Source organism: Kangiella aquimarina DSM 16071, from assembly GCF_000374105.1.
Lineage (GTDB): Bacteria > Pseudomonadota > Gammaproteobacteria > Enterobacterales > Kangiellaceae > Kangiella > Kangiella aquimarina.
Genome location: NZ_KB893651.1, coordinates 638,769 through 655,682 on the forward strand (window position 1 = coordinate 638,769; position 16,914 = coordinate 655,682).

The following is a 16,914-nucleotide window of genomic DNA, read 5'->3' on the forward strand; positions in this document are numbered from 1 at the left end:
TGCTGGTGACAACCACCAGCATCTTAATCGACTTAGTTTTGAATAGAGCGTGCGCGCCAGAGGTAATACACCAAAGGTAGAACGACGAGAGTCAATATTAAAGCACTTAACATACCGCCTACCATAGGCGTGGCGATTCCACTCATCAGTTCAGCACCAGTACCACCGCCAAGTAGAATCGGTAATAGACCTAATATGATTGATGCAGCTGTCATCATAATTGGACGGACTCGTAATGACGCTCCATCAATAATGGCCTGTTTCAGCTGTTCTTTATCCAATTTAGTTGTGCTTGAATCAATCAGTTCTTTATACGACTGGTTGAGGTAGACCAGCATAATGACCCCAATCTCGACAGCCACACCTGCCAGTGCTATAAAGCCAACCCAGACTGCCACCGAAAAGTTTAAACCCATCAGGTAAGTCAGCCAAAGGCTTCCGACAATGGCCAGCGGCAGGGTGCCCATGATAATGATAACTTCCATCAAGTTTCTAAAACTTAAATAGAGCAATACCATGATGATGGCTAAGGTCAGTGGTAACACATAGCTGAGCTTTTTCTCAGCTCTGAGCATGTATTCATACTGGCCAGCCCAATTCAGCGAGTAGCCAGCAGGCAGCTCCAGTTGTTCATTAACGACCTGCTGTGCTTGACTTACATAGTGACCGATATCGATATTGTCAATATCGACGAACACGGTGCCATTGATACGGGCATTTTCACTTTTGATGGCGGGTGGTCCATCGAGGATTTGAATGGTCGCTACATCGCCCAAAGCAATTCTTTGTCCAGCAGGTGTGACAATCGGAAGCAGTGCCAGTTGTTCTGGTGAATCACGGTATTCCTGCGGATAACGGATATTCACGGGGTAACGCTCAAGGCCTTCAACCGTCTGTGTGATATTCATACCACCAACTGCAGTCGAAATGACCTGCTGAATGTTTTTAATATTCAAGCCATAACGGGCAGCCTGTTCTCTATGAATATCAATATCCAGATAGCGCCCTCCAGCGACTCGTTCAGAGTAGACCGAAGCGGTTCCGGGTACCTTCTGTAATATTTGTTCCAGTTGTTTGCCAATACTTTCAATGACACTGAGGTCTGGCCCAGAAACTTTTATACCAACAGGTGTTTTAATGCCGGTAGCTAGCATATCGATGCGAGTTTTAATTGGCATTACCCAAGCATTTGAAAGTCCAGGTATTCTTACCAAGTTTTCGAGCTCTTGCTTGATGCTGCTCGTAGTAACGCCTTCCCGCCATTGGTTCTTTGGTTTTAATTGAATAAAAGTTTCAATCATGGTTAATGGAGCCGGATCGGTCGCCGTGTCAGCACGTCCAATCTTACCAAAAACCGTTTTGACTTCGGGTACAGTCATTATTAGCTTATCAGTCTGCTGAAGTATTTCACGAGCTTCACCGATAGACAAACCAGGGTAGGTAGTAGGCATATACATCAGATCGCCTTCATCGAGTTCAGGCATAAACTCGCTACCGATTTTGGTTGCTGGCCATAAACCGACAATCATTAGCAAAGCAATGACACCTAATGTAGTTCTAGGAAAACGTAAGATTCTGGTGAGTACTGGTTTATATACCTGGCTTAAAGCTCTATTGATTGGGTTTTTGTTTTCAGGCCTGATTTTGCCACGTACAAAATACCCCATAAGTACTGGAACCAAAGTGATAGCCAAAGCAGCGGAAGCAGCCATAGCGTAAGTTTTGGTGAAGGCGAGCGGAGAGAACATACGTCCTTCCTGTGCCTCAAGTGTGAATACCGGAATAAAGCTAGCTGTGATGATGAGGAGGCTGAAAAATAATGCAGGCCCCACTTCGGTCGCTGACTGGCTAACAACTTCCCAGCGCTGCTTGCTGGTTAGCGTTTGATGCTCAGTCCTTGCTCGCTCAAGGTGTTTATGCATATTTTCAATCATCACAATAGCACCATCCACCATAGTACCAATGGCAATAGCTATTCCACCAAGTGACATGATATTGGCGTTGAGACCTTGCCAGTGCATGATAATAAATGCCGTTAAGATTCCAACTGGCAGACTGATAACGGCCACCAGTGATGAGCGGACATGGAACAGGAACACCATGCAAACCAGTGCAACAATTAACAGCTCTTCAATAAGTTTCTGCCACAAATTATCTACCGCGCGTTCAATCAGCCCGCTTCGGTCATAGACTGTAACCAGTTCAACACCTTGAGGAAGGCTTGATTGTAATTGAGCGAGTTTATCTTTTACGGCATTAATCGTTTGTTGGGCATTCTCGCCGAAACGCATGACTATAATGCCGCCAACAGTTTCACCTTGACCATTAAGTTCTGCGATACCGCGTCGCATCTGCGGGCCAACTGAAATGTCCGCCACATCTTTTAGCAACAGCGGAGTGCCTTGCTCGTTGACACCAAGTGGTATCAGTCCAATGTCTTCCTGATTTTTCAGATAACCGCTTGCTCTGACCATGTACTCGGCTTCGGCCATTTCAATAACTGATGCACCAACTTCCTGATTGCTTTGTTGAATGGCTCGTTGGATTAAATCCAATGGGATTGAGTAGGCACGAAGTTTCTCAGGATCAACTTTGACCTGATATTGTTTAACCATACCGCCAACGGTGGCGACTTCTGAAACACCATCGACGGTTTGAAGTTCATACTTTAAAAACCAGTCCTGTATGCTTCGTAACTGGCTGATATCTTGTTGGCCACTTTTGTCGACCAATGCATAAAGGTATACCCAGCCGACGCCGGTAGCATCGGGACCAAGCTGGGGTTTTGCTGTTTCAGGTAGGCTAGGAGCAACCTGGCTTAAGTATTCCAAGACTCTTGAGCGTGCCCAATAGAGGTCGGTGTCTTCATCGAAAATGACATAAACATAAGAGTCACCAAAGAATGAAAAGCCGCGTACCGTTTGTGCGCCTGGCACCGAAAGCATGGCAGTGGTTAACGGGTAAGTTACCTGATCCTCTACAACCTGAGGAGCTTGCCCTGGATAACTGGTTTTTATTATGACCTGTACATCTGATAGGTCTGGTATCGCATCTACCGGTGTTTTCTTGAGGGAATAAATCCCAACACCAACAAGGATCAGTGTTGCCAGCAGGACGAAGAAACGATTATGAATTGACCAGCGAATAATGGATGCGATCATTCCTTATTCTCCTCGTCAGTTGAACTATGGTCCATGGTCGAGTGGTCCATGGTCGAGTGGTCCATGGTCGAGTGGTCCATGGTCGAGTGGTCCATAGTCGAGTGGTCCATAGTCGAGTGGTCCATAGTCGAGTGGTCCATAGTCGAGTGGTCCATAGTCGAGTGGTCCATAGTCGAGTGGTCAACTTCTTCGTCCTGTTGTTTGTCATTCTGATCGGGAATGTGTATTTCGGTTATCATAAAACTGCCATCAGATAATTTGCTGATTTCAATATGCACAGTCATCCCCGATTTTAACTGTGATAAATCAAGATCTTCCTGAGTGTTGAGATCCATGGTCATGGCCGGCCACTGCCATTGTTCAACAGGACCGTGACTAACATTCAGCATATTGTGATGTGCCATAACACTGTTGATAGTTGCTTCTACCCATATGGACTCGTTTTCATCCTCTTGACTGAGGCGTTTAAAGTCAGAGCTTTTACTGGATTCCGAATCAATCAAAAACTGTGCCGAGGTGACCACGCGGTCATCTTCTTCCAGACCTTCAATGACTTCGAAGAATTTATCACCAGTAGCTCCCAGTAGAACTTCAACCGATTTAAATTTTCCATCACCTAAATCCAATACTACGCGATCCTGTTTTTGGGTTCGGATAACTGCTTCCTTAGGCACTAACAGCTGGCGTTTATCTGAGTCAGCATGAATAACGATCTGACTGAACATATTGGGCTTAAGTTTGTGATCAGGATTGTTGAATCGGATGCGAACACGCAAAGTTCGGTTGGTGCTATCAAGCGAAGGGTAGATATAATCAATTTCGCCTTTCCAGGATTGACCATTGAAGTAATCAAGGCTCATGGTCACCGGCAAACCGATCTTAAGGAGCTCAGCCTGTCTTTCAAAAACTTCTGCTTCAACCCACACCTGCTCCAACGTGCCAATTGACATCATAGTTGTGCCAGGTTGTACGTAAAATCCTTCGCGAATGCTAAGCTGATCAATGACACCATCTTGGGGTGAATAAAAGGTAACGGTTTGCTTCACCTGACGCTTCTTGCCCAGTTGCTGTATGAATGACTCAGGTAATTGAAGAGCTCTTAGACGGTTACGAGCAGCCTGAATCAGTTCGCCACTGTTACGCTTTAATGCTAAAACATATTCTTCCTGAGCATTGACCAGCTGAGGTGAATAAAGCTCGTATAAAGGCTGGTCTTTTTTTACCGGATCACCGGATGCCTTTACGAATAGCTTTTCGACCCAACCTTCAACTCTTGGGTGAATATGAATCAGCTGGTCTTGATTAAACTGCACATAGCCAACAGTTTTGATAGCATTGTTTAGCGTGCCGTATTTAACGGTATCGGTGCGAACGGCAATATTATTTTCCACTGCAGCAGAGATACTCACTGTACCAGGAGACTCTGAATCCTGAGCTTCCTCATAAACGGGAACCAAATCCATACCCATAGGTGATTTACCGGGTTTATCTCGGCGATAATTCGGATCCATTGGGGCGACCCAATATAGCGGTTCTTTTGGGCCTGCATTGTTATTCGTTGAGGAACCTGAATCACCCAGCCAAGTGGAAAGAGATACACCCAAAACAGCACCAACAATTGCGGCACTAACGACTGTGGTCAAAGTTGATTTTTTCATAGTGTTACCTTGAAATTTATTGCTCGGCCTGTGTGAACAGGTAATTTAATTGAACGACTGTTTTGAGGTAGTTCACCTCAACGGTCATGGCGTCGATTTTGGTATTCAGCTCTGCAATTCTAGCGCGCATGACTTCTGCAAAGTCACCCCGATCATTGGTGTAAGCATTAAGTGTCGATTCAGCTTGTTGCTGCATTTCCTGCAACAACTTGTTATTGAAAAGCTGACGTCTGCTATCAAGCTCAGCTAGCTGTCCTTGAAAATTTCGTACGCTGGCTAACATATTTCTCAGCATTAACCATTTATCGGCTTTATATGCTTCTCGCTCTTTTATGCTTGAAGTAACCTGCTGGTCCTGACGGTTTTCCGTAAACAGCGGGACATCGAAGCTGACGCCAACTGAGAAGAAGTCTGAGCGACTATTACCCATAGGATTATCATCACGGTATCCGTAACTGGCATTCAAATTCCACTGTGGTTTATAGCTCTGTTTTGCAAGTTCAATACTGGTATCGCTGGCTTTAATTTTCTGCTCAAACGCTACTAACTGTGGATGATTTGAAAGATGCTGAATTAGCTTTTCTGAATATTCATTCCTGTTCTCACTTAGCAAATGTTCACTACCTAAAGTGATTGCGGGTAGATTGTCTGGTAATTCAAATTCTCTCATCGCCCATTGAGAATGATTCAAAGACGTTAACCACTCAACTAGTTGCGCTTTGTTACTAATTAACTGTTGTCTAAGTTGGCTTAATCGATCATCCAGTCGGGTCAATTCAACCTGAGCTCTAATGACATCCTGTTGGCTTGTTTGACCCATGGCGCTGGAATAGTTAATAGATGCTGTTTCTGCCAGCTGCTCGAAAAGAGGACGATCCTTTTCAATCAATTCAATCGTTTGAGCTGTGAGAAAAATATCTAACCATAATTGGCTGATAGCAGCTTTTACTTTTGCTTTTCGATCCTGGCGTTGTAGCGGAAACTCCTGGCTTATTTGCTGGAGGCGTTTTTGTGACAAGGCAAGACTATCGCCACGAGGTAAAGCCTGTGTTACGCCAAATTTAAGTTGAGTCATAGCTTCCTGTGAAAAGTCAAAACTATCCACCGGTAAATTGGCTACAGAAATGGAAACCATGGGATCGGGTAAGCTTCCGGCAGCAGTACTTTGTGCACTGATTGATTGTTGGCGAAATTTGTTACTTTCTAGCCATGGATCATTATTTTGTGCAATTTGAACTGCCTGTTCCAATGTCAGCTGACTAGAGGCAACTGAGGAATTAGCAACGGCCTCAGAATTGCCGAAAATGAGAACACTCATCAGGCAAAGAATGGTCAATACACTAGTATGGCCTTTTAAATCTTTTATGAACATATCACTCCTCCAGCAGAGCGATTAACCAACGATGTTGGATTAAACTAAATGCTTATGAGTAGAGTGCTGAAGTACACTACCAACTCAGACTTAATGCTTGAGTCTATAAAGTCTTAAACTCAAGACGGATCTATGCTGTGTTAGTAGTTGATGGGTGGTCTATAAAGAGAGCTGGAGATTGAAACGATTGCTTGATCTGAGTACAAGTCAATTGAGGAATTACGTTCGGCTGTCTGCGAATTAAAGTAAGGTTCAATCAGTAAGCCGGGAGTAGAGCAAGTGCTCATGTCACAGTTACCGTTGTCCTCGCAGCAGTCCATGGACAGAGCATCTGACTGACTCATATCTGAATGGTTCATCTGAGCATGGTTCATCACAGAGTGGTCCATGCCTGAATGCTGATCTGATTTGTCAGATATTAGAATGGGTGCTTGTTCATGAGTGCTCATACAAGGCATGTTAACCATAGCATTCGACTGGCCGATAAACGCCAGTAACGCTAATACTAAGGTTAATGTTTGTATCAGTTTATGCTGCACTTTAAGACTCATGAATGTCCAAAACACTAATAGGATAGCTTATTTTGGGTAAAGTTCAAAACTTCTGGTGCGTTAATGTCATAACTAAGTGTCATAGCCAAGGCTAGGTGCGAGCCACTTTTCCGCAGTTTCGAGGTCCCAGCCCTTGCGCTGGGCGTAGTCACTGACCTGATCTTTCTCTATCTTGCCTACACCAAAATAACGTGCTTCAGGATGAGCAAAATACCAGCCAGAAACCGCAGCTGTAGGATACATGGCAAAATGTTCAGTAATATTGAGCCCTATTGCCTGATCGGGCTGTAATAGGTTCCAGAGGGTTCCTTTCTCTGTATGGTCGGGGCACGCCGGGTAGCCGGGAGCAGGGCGGATCCCCTGATATTGCTCAGAAATCAGGTCATCATTGTCCAGCTTTTCATCAGGAACATAGCCCCAGAAGTCTTTTCGCACTAATTCGTGCATTCTCTCGGCAAAGGCTTCTGCCAGTCTGTCAGCCAGGGCTTTTAGCAAAATGGCGTTATAGTCATCATGATTTGCTTCATAAGCCTTCACATGCTTATCGATACCAATACCCGCTGTGACCGCAAAGCCTCCCATGTAGTCTTTAAGCCCCGTTTCTTTAGGGGCGATAAAATCTGAAAGGCAGTAATTGAACTTGCCGTCTCGCGTCTGCTTTTGCTGGCGAAGATTATGCAGATGGCAAAGGGGTTGCTGTCTTTTGTCGTCGCTATAGAGCTCAATGTCATCGCCCACGGAATTTGCTGGATAAAAACCAATAACCGCACGAGCAGTGAGCCATTTTTCTTCAACGATTCTGTTAAGCATCGATTGAGCGTCCTGATACAGCTTTTGGGCAGTTTCACCGACAACTTCATCTTCAAGGATATTGGGAAATTTTCCGGCTAGTTGCCAGGAGCGAAAGAAGGGCGTCCAGTCAATGCGGGGTAACAAATCTTCCAGAGGGTAATCATGGAATACTTTAGTACCAAGAAAAGAGGGCTTGGTGATAACTGTTTTTGACCAGTCTATTTTGGCTGCAAACTGTCTGGCTTGATTAAGGCTGGCAAGGCTGGATTTTTTCTGACGTTTCTCACGCTCTGAACGGAGCTTTTGATACTCGTCTTTGATCTCGCTGACATAAGCGTCTTTGTGTTCACCTAACAACTTATTAACTACGCCGACTACTCGCGATGCATCCATCACATACATAACCGGGTGTTGATAATGAGGTTCAATTTTCACCGCGGTATGTATTTTTGACGTGGTAGCGCCACCAATCAGTAACGGTAAATCTAGTCCACGTCGTTGCATTTCTTTTGCAACATGAACCATTTCTTCAAGCGACGGAGTAATAAGTCCCGACAGGCCGATGATATCGCAGTTGTGTTCAATTGCCGTATCTAGAATCTTATCGCAAGGTACCATGACGCCGAGATCAATTACTTCATAACCGTTACATTGTAGTACGACACCAACTATATTCTTTCCAATGTCATGGACATCGCCTTTTACAGTAGCCATGACGATTTTGCCTTTGGGTTTATCAGCAAGTTTTAAGCGCTTCTTCTCTTCCTCCATAAAGGGCAGGAGATAGGCGACCGCTTTTTTCATCACGCGAGCTGACTTGACCACCTGCGGCAGGAACATCTGGCCGGAGCCAAACAAATCACCGACCACGTTCATTCCATCCATTAACGGGCCTTCAATAACATGAAGTGGGCGTTCGGCTAGTTGACGGGCTTCTTCGACATCTTCATCAATAAATTCGGTAATGCCTTTTACCAAAGAGTGTTCCAAACGTTTGTTGACCGGCCACTTTCGCCACTCCTGAGTTTCTTTTTCCTTAACGTCCTGTCCTGAACTGCGATATTGCTCTGCCAATTCAAGCAGCTTTTCCGTGGCTTCAGGTGAGCGATTCAGGACGACGTCTTCTACCGTTTGCTTAAGGTCATCCGGAATAGCGCTATAAACTTCTAGCTGACCAGCATTTACAATACCCATATCCATTCCGGCGTTAATGGCATGGTAGAGGAACACGGCATGAATAGCCTCACGAACGGTATTGTTACCGCGGAATGAAAAGGATACGTTTGACACACCGCCAGATACTCGTGCGCCAGGTAAGTTTTGTTTGATCCAATGCGTGGCTTCAATGAAGTCCACGGCATAGTTGTTGTGTTCTTCAATTCCCGTGGCGATAGCAAAAATATTGGGATCAAAAATAATGTCCTGGGGATCAAAGTTGAGTTTTTCGATCAGCAGGTTATAGGCGCGCTGACAAATCTCTGTTTTACGCTCTAGTGTATCGGCCTGACCATCTTCATCAAAAGCCATAATGATGACGGCAGCACCATAGCGTTGAACAAGCCTGGCCTGCTCAAGGAACTGCTGTTCGCCTTCTTTTAAAGAAATCGAATTAACGATGCCTTTGCCCTGAATGCATTTCAGGCCAGCTTCTATGATTTCCCATTTAGAGGAGTCAATCATAATGGGAACGCGACTAATGTCAGGTTCGGCTGCGATCAAATTTAAAAAGCGTTGCATGGCAGCCTGTGAATCCAGCATTCCTTCGTCCATGTTGATATCAATCACCTGAGCACCATTTTCGACTTGCTCAAGTGCCACCTCGATGGCGGTTTCGAAATCGCCTTCTTTTATCAAACGCAAAAACTTGGCGGAGCCAGTGACATTGGTTCGCTCACCAACGTTGACGAACAGGCTCGAGTCATCAAGGTTTAATGCCTCCAGTCCTGATAAGCGGCATTTGGCTTCAGTATTAAATTGCTTACGCGGTTGCGCACCCTCAATCATTGTATTGAATCGGGCGATGTGCTCAGGAGTGGTACCGCAGCAGCCACCGATAATATTGATAAAGCCTTTGTCGATCCACTCTGACATTTCCCTGGCCATGTCATCAGGTGTTTCGTCGTAGCCACCAAACTCATTAGGCAGGCCGGCGTTTGGATGCGCTGAAATGGCAAATTCACTGATACGTGATAACTCTTCAATGTAGGCGCGTAAATCATTAGGCCCCAATGCACAATTCAAACCGACACTAATAGGGTTAGCATGACGGATGGAGTTATAAAAAGCCTCGGTCGTCTGACCGGTAAGTGTTCTTCCTGATGCATCGGTTATGGTTCCGGAAAGCATGATCGGGTATTCAACCTGATGATCATCAAAATATTTCTTCACCGCAAAAATCGCGGCTTTGGCGTTAAGCGTATCGAAAACCGTTTCAATCAAAAGAATATCCGCGCCACCTTCAATCAGCGCCTGGGTCGATTCGTAATATGCCTCAGCCAGCTCGTCAAAGTAGATATTACGAAATCCGGGATCATTAACATCCGGTGAGATGCTGCAGGTACGGTTGGTAGGGCCCAGTACCCCGGCCACGAATCGTGGTTTGTTTGAAGTAGAATATGCATCGGCGATTTGTCTCGCCAGTTTTGCAGATTCTCGGTTGATTTCTGCAGATAATTCCTGCATGCCGTAATCGGCCATAGCTACCCGTGTAGCATTAAATGTATTGGTTTCGATAATGTCAGAACCAGCTTCAAGGTATGCTTTATGAATATCAGAAATGATTTGTGGTTGGGTGAGACTCAAAAGGTCATTATTACCTTTTAGATCACTTGGCCAGTCAGCAAATCTATCGCCGCGATAATCTTCCTCAGTTAATTGATATTGCTGAATCATGGTACCCATTGCGCCATCTAGCAATAAGATACGGTGATTTAGAAGTTCTTTTAATTTTTGTGTTTTGCTCATTCAGTTCTCAATAATGACATGTTGCGCTATATAACTTACGGCAATAAAAAAGACGTATAGACGTCCAAATAGATTTTGTTATAATAGCACCGCTTTTGACAATCGTGAACCCTTTTCAAGAGTTTATCTTTTTAAAGCAAAGGCCAGTTGGCCACGATGAAATTCATCCCCTGATCAGGTCTTCCAAGCTGCAAACAAGCAAGGAGATAATCGGGAAATCAGTTGAAATCTGATGCTGCCCCCGCAACGGTAATTGATAGCGTCGCTTAATAAACCACTGAGTCCATTTCGGTATTAGAGAAATAACTTGGGAAGGTAAGTGACTAGATGATCATAAGCCCGGAGACCGGCCTGAACAGTGTATCAAGCAGATCGGTGGGCTCTGTTTAGGCTTAATTAGCCGGATAGTAGATGTGTTTCTTTTTTTAATGCCCGCTCGTAAATTACGAGACAACCATGAGTTTAAAGAATACAACGATTCCAGCAGCTGTGATTATGAGCTGTCTGGCACAGCCCCTATTGGCTAATGAAACAATCCCCTCCATACAACTTGAACAAGACACTGAAACAGTAATTATTACCACCAGTCGTTTTGAATCTGACGTAAACCAACTGCCCAGTCACGTTACTGTAATTACTAAACAGGAGATCGAGCGGCTTTCTGCGACCGACTTGAGTCAGGTTCTACGAAGAGTTCCTGGTGTTCAGGTATCAAACACTAATGGCAAAACCAGCGTTTCGATGCGCGGCATTTCGGCTGAGCAGGCTGGTAGCAATGTTCTGGTTCTGGTTGACGGACAACGCTTGAATAAAACCGATCTGGCCTCTCCTGATATCGATACTATCAACATCATAGATATTGAACGGATAGAAATTATTCAAGGTGCTGGAAGCAGTCTTTATGGTGACCAGGCTGTAGCCGGTGTGATTAATATCATTACTCGCTCTGGTAAAAAGCAAACAAAAACTCTGCGTTACGCTCAAGGAAGTTTTGAACAAAAGCAAGCTGCGGCAAATTTAGGTTTTCAGCTGGATGAGCAATGGTCAGTGGTATTAAAGGGCAATAAAAAAACAACTGATAATTACCGTGACCATAATGAGCTCAAAAATAATCAATTGGGCGCAGAGCTTTTTTATCAGGACAATCAACAACAATGGCGTTTTTCTCATCGCACACGCAATGAAACTCAGCAGACGCCAGGCGCATTGCTTGATTCGGATTTAGGTAACCCTCGTCAGTCTCGACCAGAGTTTGCTAATGATTATGTCAGTACCGATGAATACTTTAGTCGTGTTTTCGGGCAGCTAAAACTGAATTCACAATGGCAGTTTGCTTTAGATATCAATCACCAGGAAAGTGATATCCAGAGTATCAATAGCTTTATCAATTTTGCGACTTCTAATGTTAATCAGACCCGACGCTCTCAGAGTGGTATTTACCCAAGAATAAAGGGAGACTGGAATACGGATAATGGGCCCATGCAGTGGATTGCTGGAATAGATTACGATAAGGCCGAATACCAATTTTCTCTTTTGGCTCGCAGTAACGAGCAAACCTCGGAAAGTGTATATAGCCAGTTTTACTGGCCACTTTCTACTAAATTACAACTTGAACTTGCTGGGCGGTTGGCTGAAGTTGAGGACCAGTTAAGCGATGCAGCTTTATATCCCCAAGGAATAGTCCTCGACAAATCAGCATCAGCCTATGATATTGGCTTTTCATATCAATTGAGTGGCGCTACGAAAAGCTTTATTCGATACAGCAATAACTATCGATTCGCCAAGGTTGATGAGCAAGCTTATACATCAGATGGGGTTCTGGGTCTTGAGCCGCAGACAGGGATATCCATTGAAGCAGGTGTGTCAGGCCAATTTGAGTCAAGTTCATTGCAGGCATCGGTTTATCAGTTAAAACTGAAAGATGAGATTATTTTTGATCCATCGGCTACTCCTCCTGCAGGTGCTTTCTTTCCTGGAGCTAACGTCAACGGCAGTGAATCTACTCGACTGGGACTTCTGCTAGACTATCGCTATTTCATTGATGAGAGTGAAGTCGGGGTTTCTTATCACTGGGTGGATGCCGAAATTGATTCAAGTGAGCGGATTGTTCCCGGTGTTTCTGAAAATACGGTAACAAGCTGGTTTGACTGGCAGCTAACCAGTGATATTAGTTGGTTTCTTGAAGCTCATCATCGTGGTGACCGGTATCAGGATGGTGATACCACTAATTCTTTTGCTAAAGTGGATGCTTATACCATTTTAAATAGTGCATTGGTTTGGCGATTTGATAATGCGCGACTGGGCCTGCGTGTCGATAATTTACTGGATAAAGAGTATATTGATTACGCGCAATTTAACGGGTATTACCCAGCAAAAGGACGAGATGTCATCATAACTTTTGATCTGGTATTTTAAGGGTTTATACATGAGTAATCGACTCACTCGAATCACAACAGGGCAGGGCGATAAGGGTTTGACGCGCCTTGCCAATCAGCAACATGTCAAAAAAAGCCATCCACGAATAGAAGCTATTGGGACGGTAGATGAGCTTAATGCATCACTGGGAGTGTTAGTCGCCTCAATCAAGGTGGGACAACATGAAACCATCGTCAAAGCGATTAGGAATATTCAAAATCAACTGTTCAGCCTGGGCGGTGAATTGGCCAGTCCTGAACAGGAGTTTTTGAAGCAATCAGATGTGGTGCAGCTTGAAGCCTGGATAAAAACCTGGAATCAAAAACTTCCACCTTTGAAAGAGTTTGTTATACCGGGTTCCTGCTTAGCCTCAGCTCACGCGCATTTGGCTCGATGCATAGCGCGCCGCGCTGAGCGCCGCCTTATCGCACTTACTGAAGATGAAACGGTTACTGAACTGAGTATCATCTATCTGAACCGACTATCCGATTTACTGTTTATTATCAGTCGAATAATTGCACGCTCCAATAATGATAAAGAAGCCCAATGGCAACGATGAAGGAATTAGTAATGGAAAAAATTAGCCCTAAAACATTAACCCTTATAGCGATTGTTATCGCTGTATCTCTGTATCGGGTTTTTCCTCACCCGTATAACATCACCCCGGTGATGGCGCTGGCACTATTTGCTGGAACTTATTTTGAGAAAAAGTGGATGGCATTTGCCGTGCCTTTGTTTTCCATGTTTCTGGCCGATCTGTTTTTAGGACTGCATAACACCATAATTTTTGTTTATGGTGCTATGGCTGTAGCAGTGCTTATAGGTTTCTGGTTGCAAAACCGAGTCAGTAGTCTGAAAGTGATCGGCGCGACCATTGGTAGTTCACTGATATTTTTCCTCATCAGTAACTTTGGGGTTTGGCTGGTCTCAGGCTATTACAGTAAAAGCTGGGCGGGGCTCATCGAATGCTACACCATGGCATTACCCTTCTTACAACGCAGCATGATGGGAGATTTATTATTCAGTGGTGTGTTATTTCTAAGTTACTGGCAGATACAGAAGTATTGGTTGAGTGCCAAAGTGGTGCAAAGAACCTAAATATTGCCAAATCCCTGCCAGGGATTGCCTTTTTTAAGTAATTCATATATCTTACGCCGCCTAGCCCACTAGGTGGTCTAGCAATAATTACGGTGAAGTGTCCGAGTGGCTGAAGGAGCACGCCTGGAAAGTGTGTATACGTTAATAGCGTATCGAGGGTTCGAATCCCTCCTTCACCGCCATATATAAGAGCCCGCATATGCGGGCTTTTTTGTATATAAATGTTTGAAAAATTCTACCAACTACTACTTTTGGATGCCAAAACTTGTCATCCCGCGGCTTGACCGCGGGATCCAGTGTTTTGTAAAAAAATAGTTTGAAGTCGCTGGATACCGCGGTCGAGCCGCGGTATGACGAATGATGGGGGCTGTCTACTCTTCTAAAAAGTAGTCAGTATCTATATCTTTTATTTCATAAACTTGCTTGATAGTGACCCCCAAATTATATTGAATCATAAGGCTTGCAAGTTTTTTTCCATCTATTAAAACGATACTTTTTTCTATTAAGTTTACATACTCAATTGCATCATTACTGAATCTAGACGTTGTGATAAAGACACCTTTCCTAGACTTTTGCATATCTAATGCACCAGCAAATGATTGAACGTCTGGCCTACCAACAGACCGATCTTTTGAGTATCTTTTAGCTTGTAAGTATATGGTATCTAAGCCTAATGGGTCTTCATTGATTATGCCATCAATACCACCATCGTTAGTATATTGGGTCGGTATCCCGGCATCTTCTCTATAGCCGCCATAGCCCATTTTTAATAAGAGCTCTACCACTAGCTGTTCAAAGAATAATGGTGTGCACTGGGTGATTGTATCAAGCAACTCATCAATCAGTTCTGAGTTAATGGATTTGAAAGCGCTGTCTATCTGTTCAACAGGGGTTAGTTTTGAGCTTTTAGTTTGTTCATCATTCTCTCTATCAGCACTTGTAGAAGAAAGCTCTTTAAATTCTAAAAAGTCAGGAAATTGCTCTAAGGTTTTTATTGTTACTTCCTGAGGATTAGACTTAAGCAAATCTCTTCCTCTTTGTGTAATTGTAAAAACACCTCTTTGGGGAGCGTCGATTAAACCAGCTTTTTTTAAGTAAGTTCTTGCCCAACCGATTCTATTGTGAAAAACAAGCTGCTTACCACTTGGCAGCTTTTGCTCCATTTCCTCTTCAGTTAAATTAGATTCACTTGCCAGCAGTTTATAAATTTCCCTAAGCTTATGCTCTTGTCCATCACCTAAAGTTCTTAAAAAAGGTAGCATAAACTCTTGATAGGTTGGTATTGCCAAACTTTACTCCTTATAAAACTAATCCTTCGGACTCTGTAAATAAGCTTCTGTAGGTGATACAAGAATATTTTCCATGGCTTCTCGTCCAAGTAGCATCTTGTAACGCATTTTTTCACGGTTAGCGAGGGTGATGTCGATGTCCCAAGTCTGATCACCAATGGTGATGGGGGTTCGAATCACATAGCGTGACTGCGTTTGGCCATTCGAGCTGGTGATTTTGCGGTAGTCGATCATCTCTGCTTCACAGGTGAAGACACGCTTTGGATGCCGGCGAAGAGGGCAGGTCTTGAATGAGACGTAGGTGTTATCATCCCTTTCTATGAGCTTGATATCAAAGGCATGCAGGCTCGACGTTTTTGCGCCGGTATCGACTTTGACTTTGATGCTTGGGATGCCAAGCCCTGACAGCTTGGCTTTTTCTTTCCATCCAACATGTATTTTGCTCATCGATAACCCTCTCAGTTAACCACGCCCTTTGGGCTTATTGGGGCCTTTTAAAGAGTCTTTTTCAATGAACTGAATGATTGAGCCAGCAACGTCTTTGCCAGTGGCTTTTTCAATACCTTCAAGTCCTGGTGATGAGTTGACTTCAATTACTAGCGGTCCATGAGCTGAACGAATCAGGTCAACGCCAGCAACATCAAGTCCCATCACTTTAGCCGCTCGCACTGCAAGTGCGCGCTCTTCAGGTTTTAGCTTGATCACTTGAGCACTGCCGCCACGATGCAGGTTAGAGCGGAACTCACCTTCTTTGGCGCTACGCTGCATGGCTGCAATAACTTTATCACCCACTACAAAGCAACGAATGTCTGAGCCACCGGCTTCTTTGATAAATTCCTGTACCAGGAAATCAGCATTTAAGCTACGGAACGCGTTGATCAAACTCTCGGCAGCCTTATTCGTTTCAGCCAGAACGACACCATTACCATGGGTACTTTCAATAACCTTAACGATTAATGGAGCGCCACCAACCGACTCAATCAGCTCATCAGTCGCTTCAACTGAGTGTGCATAACTCGTAATCGGCATGCCCACACCTTTACGGGCTAATAATTGATGAGCACGTAGCTTATCGCGCGAGCGAGTAATGGCAATTGACTCATTGACAGAATAAACGCCACCGACCTCAAACTGACGAAGCACCGCTGTACCATAGGCAGTAACTGAGGCTCCGATACGTGGAATTACCGCATCAAATTCAAGCTGACGTACTTTGCCCTGTACCTTGCTGTGAACTGTGGGGCGGTTAGATGTGATGTTCATGAAGCATTTGAGCACATCAACCACTTGCGCTTCGTGACCACGCTCTTCTGCAGCCTGTACCAGTCTTTTGGTGGAATATAGCCGTGGATTGCGCGATAAAATACCTATTTTCATGTGTCTTCCAGATTGTACTTAGAGTGTTGTGATAACTTGGATGGTCGAATGACCAATTGCTGGCCAATATACCATAGAATCCCACCAGTACTACACAACTAAATAGTTCACATAATTGAGTCTTGCTTACTTAAACCGATTAGAAGAATCTCGCAAGTAATAATTATGCCAATCAAATCATGTTTTCTGACGGTGTCATGCAGTTGTCTATTTTCTGTCAATGAACAGTCACTTATT

At 44.2% G+C, this 16,914-nt stretch carries 11 protein-coding genes, 1 tRNA gene and 1 riboswitch; of the genes, 4 read left to right on the forward strand and 8 right to left on the reverse strand.

Going from position 1 to position 16,914, the window contains the following annotated elements; translation table 11 throughout:
* Positions 1-32: 32 nt before the first annotated feature.
* The 5 genes from B158_RS0112325 to metH form a co-directional block, all read right to left on the reverse strand.
* Entirely contained in the window at positions 33-3,161 is a 3,129-nt protein-coding gene (locus B158_RS0112325) for an efflux RND transporter permease subunit (protein ID WP_018625696.1), read from the reverse strand.
* Entirely contained in the window at positions 3,158-4,819 is a 1,662-nt protein-coding gene (locus B158_RS0112330) for an efflux RND transporter periplasmic adaptor subunit (RefSeq protein WP_018625697.1), read from the reverse strand. The genes B158_RS0112325 and B158_RS0112330 overlap by 4 nt, the downstream gene beginning before the upstream one ends.
* Before the next feature lie 16 nt (positions 4,820-4,835).
* Positions 4,836-6,191 carry a TolC family protein gene (locus B158_RS0112335; RefSeq protein WP_018625698.1) on the reverse strand — a complete coding sequence of 452 codons (1,356 nt, stop codon included), beginning with the start codon at positions 6,189-6,191 and terminating at the stop codon, positions 4,836-4,838.
* Positions 6,192-6,331: 140 nt separating this feature from the next.
* Positions 6,332-6,742, reverse strand: coding sequence for a hypothetical protein (locus B158_RS0112340; RefSeq protein WP_018625699.1), 411 nt, complete (start codon positions 6,740-6,742; stop codon positions 6,332-6,334).
* Positions 6,743-6,814: 72 nt separating this feature from the next.
* Positions 6,815-10,498, reverse strand: a complete 3,684-nt coding sequence (gene metH / locus B158_RS0112345; protein WP_018625700.1) for a methionine synthase — start codon at positions 10,496-10,498, stop codon at positions 6,815-6,817.
* A gap of 159 nt (positions 10,499-10,657) precedes the next feature.
* Positions 10,658-10,867, forward strand: a riboswitch (cobalamin riboswitch).
* Positions 10,868-10,954: 87 nt separating this feature from the next.
* Between metH and B158_RS0112350 the strand changes: the two genes are divergently transcribed.
* From B158_RS0112350 to B158_RS0112365, 4 genes are all read left to right on the forward strand, one after another.
* Positions 10,955-12,913, forward strand: a complete 1,959-nt coding sequence (locus tag B158_RS0112350; RefSeq protein ID WP_033414130.1) for a TonB-dependent receptor — start codon at positions 10,955-10,957, stop codon at positions 12,911-12,913.
* 10 nt (positions 12,914-12,923) lie between these two features.
* Positions 12,924-13,472 carry a cob(I)yrinic acid a,c-diamide adenosyltransferase gene (locus B158_RS0112355; protein ID WP_018625702.1) on the forward strand — a complete coding sequence of 183 codons (549 nt, stop codon included), beginning with the start codon at positions 12,924-12,926 and terminating at the stop codon, positions 13,470-13,472.
* Between the two features lie 11 nt (positions 13,473-13,483).
* The gene (locus tag B158_RS0112360; protein ID WP_018625703.1) at positions 13,484-14,011 is read left to right on the forward strand and encodes a DUF6580 family putative transport protein; all 528 of its coding nucleotides are present in this window, start codon (positions 13,484-13,486) and stop codon (positions 14,009-14,011) included.
* A 91-nt stretch (positions 14,012-14,102) separates the two neighbouring features.
* Positions 14,103-14,193: transfer RNA gene (locus B158_RS0112365), tRNA-Ser, on the forward strand.
* Between the two features lie 189 nt (positions 14,194-14,382).
* Here B158_RS0112365 and B158_RS0112370 read toward each other — a convergent pair.
* Genes B158_RS0112370 through rimK form a run of 3 tightly spaced genes read right to left on the reverse strand, consistent with a single transcriptional unit; the run spans position 14,383 to position 16,677 of the window.
* Positions 14,383-15,300 carry a restriction endonuclease gene (locus B158_RS0112370; RefSeq protein ID WP_018625704.1) on the reverse strand — a complete coding sequence of 306 codons (918 nt, stop codon included), beginning with the start codon at positions 15,298-15,300 and terminating at the stop codon, positions 14,383-14,385.
* An 18-nt stretch (positions 15,301-15,318) separates the two neighbouring features.
* Entirely contained in the window at positions 15,319-15,747 is a 429-nt protein-coding gene (locus B158_RS0112375) for an ATP-dependent zinc protease family protein (RefSeq protein WP_018625705.1), read from the reverse strand.
* Positions 15,748-15,762: 15 nt separating this feature from the next.
* Positions 15,763-16,677, reverse strand: coding sequence for a 30S ribosomal protein S6--L-glutamate ligase (gene rimK, locus B158_RS0112380; RefSeq protein WP_018625706.1), 915 nt, complete (start codon positions 16,675-16,677; stop codon positions 15,763-15,765).
* Positions 16,678-16,914 lie beyond the last annotated feature (237 nt).

Coding starts and splice junctions, on each gene's coding strand:
- B158_RS0112375 (WP_018625705.1), bottom strand. CDS start 15,747: ATGAGCAAAATACATGTTGGATGGAAAGAAAAAGCCAAGCTGTCAGGG.
- B158_RS0112340 (WP_018625699.1), bottom strand. CDS start 6,742: ATGAGTCTTAAAGTGCAGCATAAACTGATACAAACATTAACCTTAGTA.
- B158_RS0112355 (WP_018625702.1), top strand. CDS start 12,924: ATGAGTAATCGACTCACTCGAATCACAACAGGGCAGGGCGATAAGGGT.
- B158_RS0112360 (WP_018625703.1), top strand. CDS start 13,484: ATGGAAAAAATTAGCCCTAAAACATTAACCCTTATAGCGATTGTTATC.
- B158_RS0112350 (WP_033414130.1), top strand. CDS start 10,955: ATGAGTTTAAAGAATACAACGATTCCAGCAGCTGTGATTATGAGCTGT.
- B158_RS0112325 (WP_018625696.1), bottom strand. CDS start 3,161: ATGATCGCATCCATTATTCGCTGGTCAATTCATAATCGTTTCTTCGTC.
- B158_RS0112335 (WP_018625698.1), bottom strand. CDS start 6,191: ATGTTCATAAAAGATTTAAAAGGCCATACTAGTGTATTGACCATTCTT.
- metH (WP_018625700.1), bottom strand. CDS start 10,498: ATGAGCAAAACACAAAAATTAAAAGAACTTCTAAATCACCGTATCTTA.
- rimK (WP_018625706.1), bottom strand. CDS start 16,677: ATGAAAATAGGTATTTTATCGCGCAATCCACGGCTATATTCCACCAAA.
- B158_RS0112330 (WP_018625697.1), bottom strand. CDS start 4,819: ATGAAAAAATCAACTTTGACCACAGTCGTTAGTGCCGCAATTGTTGGT.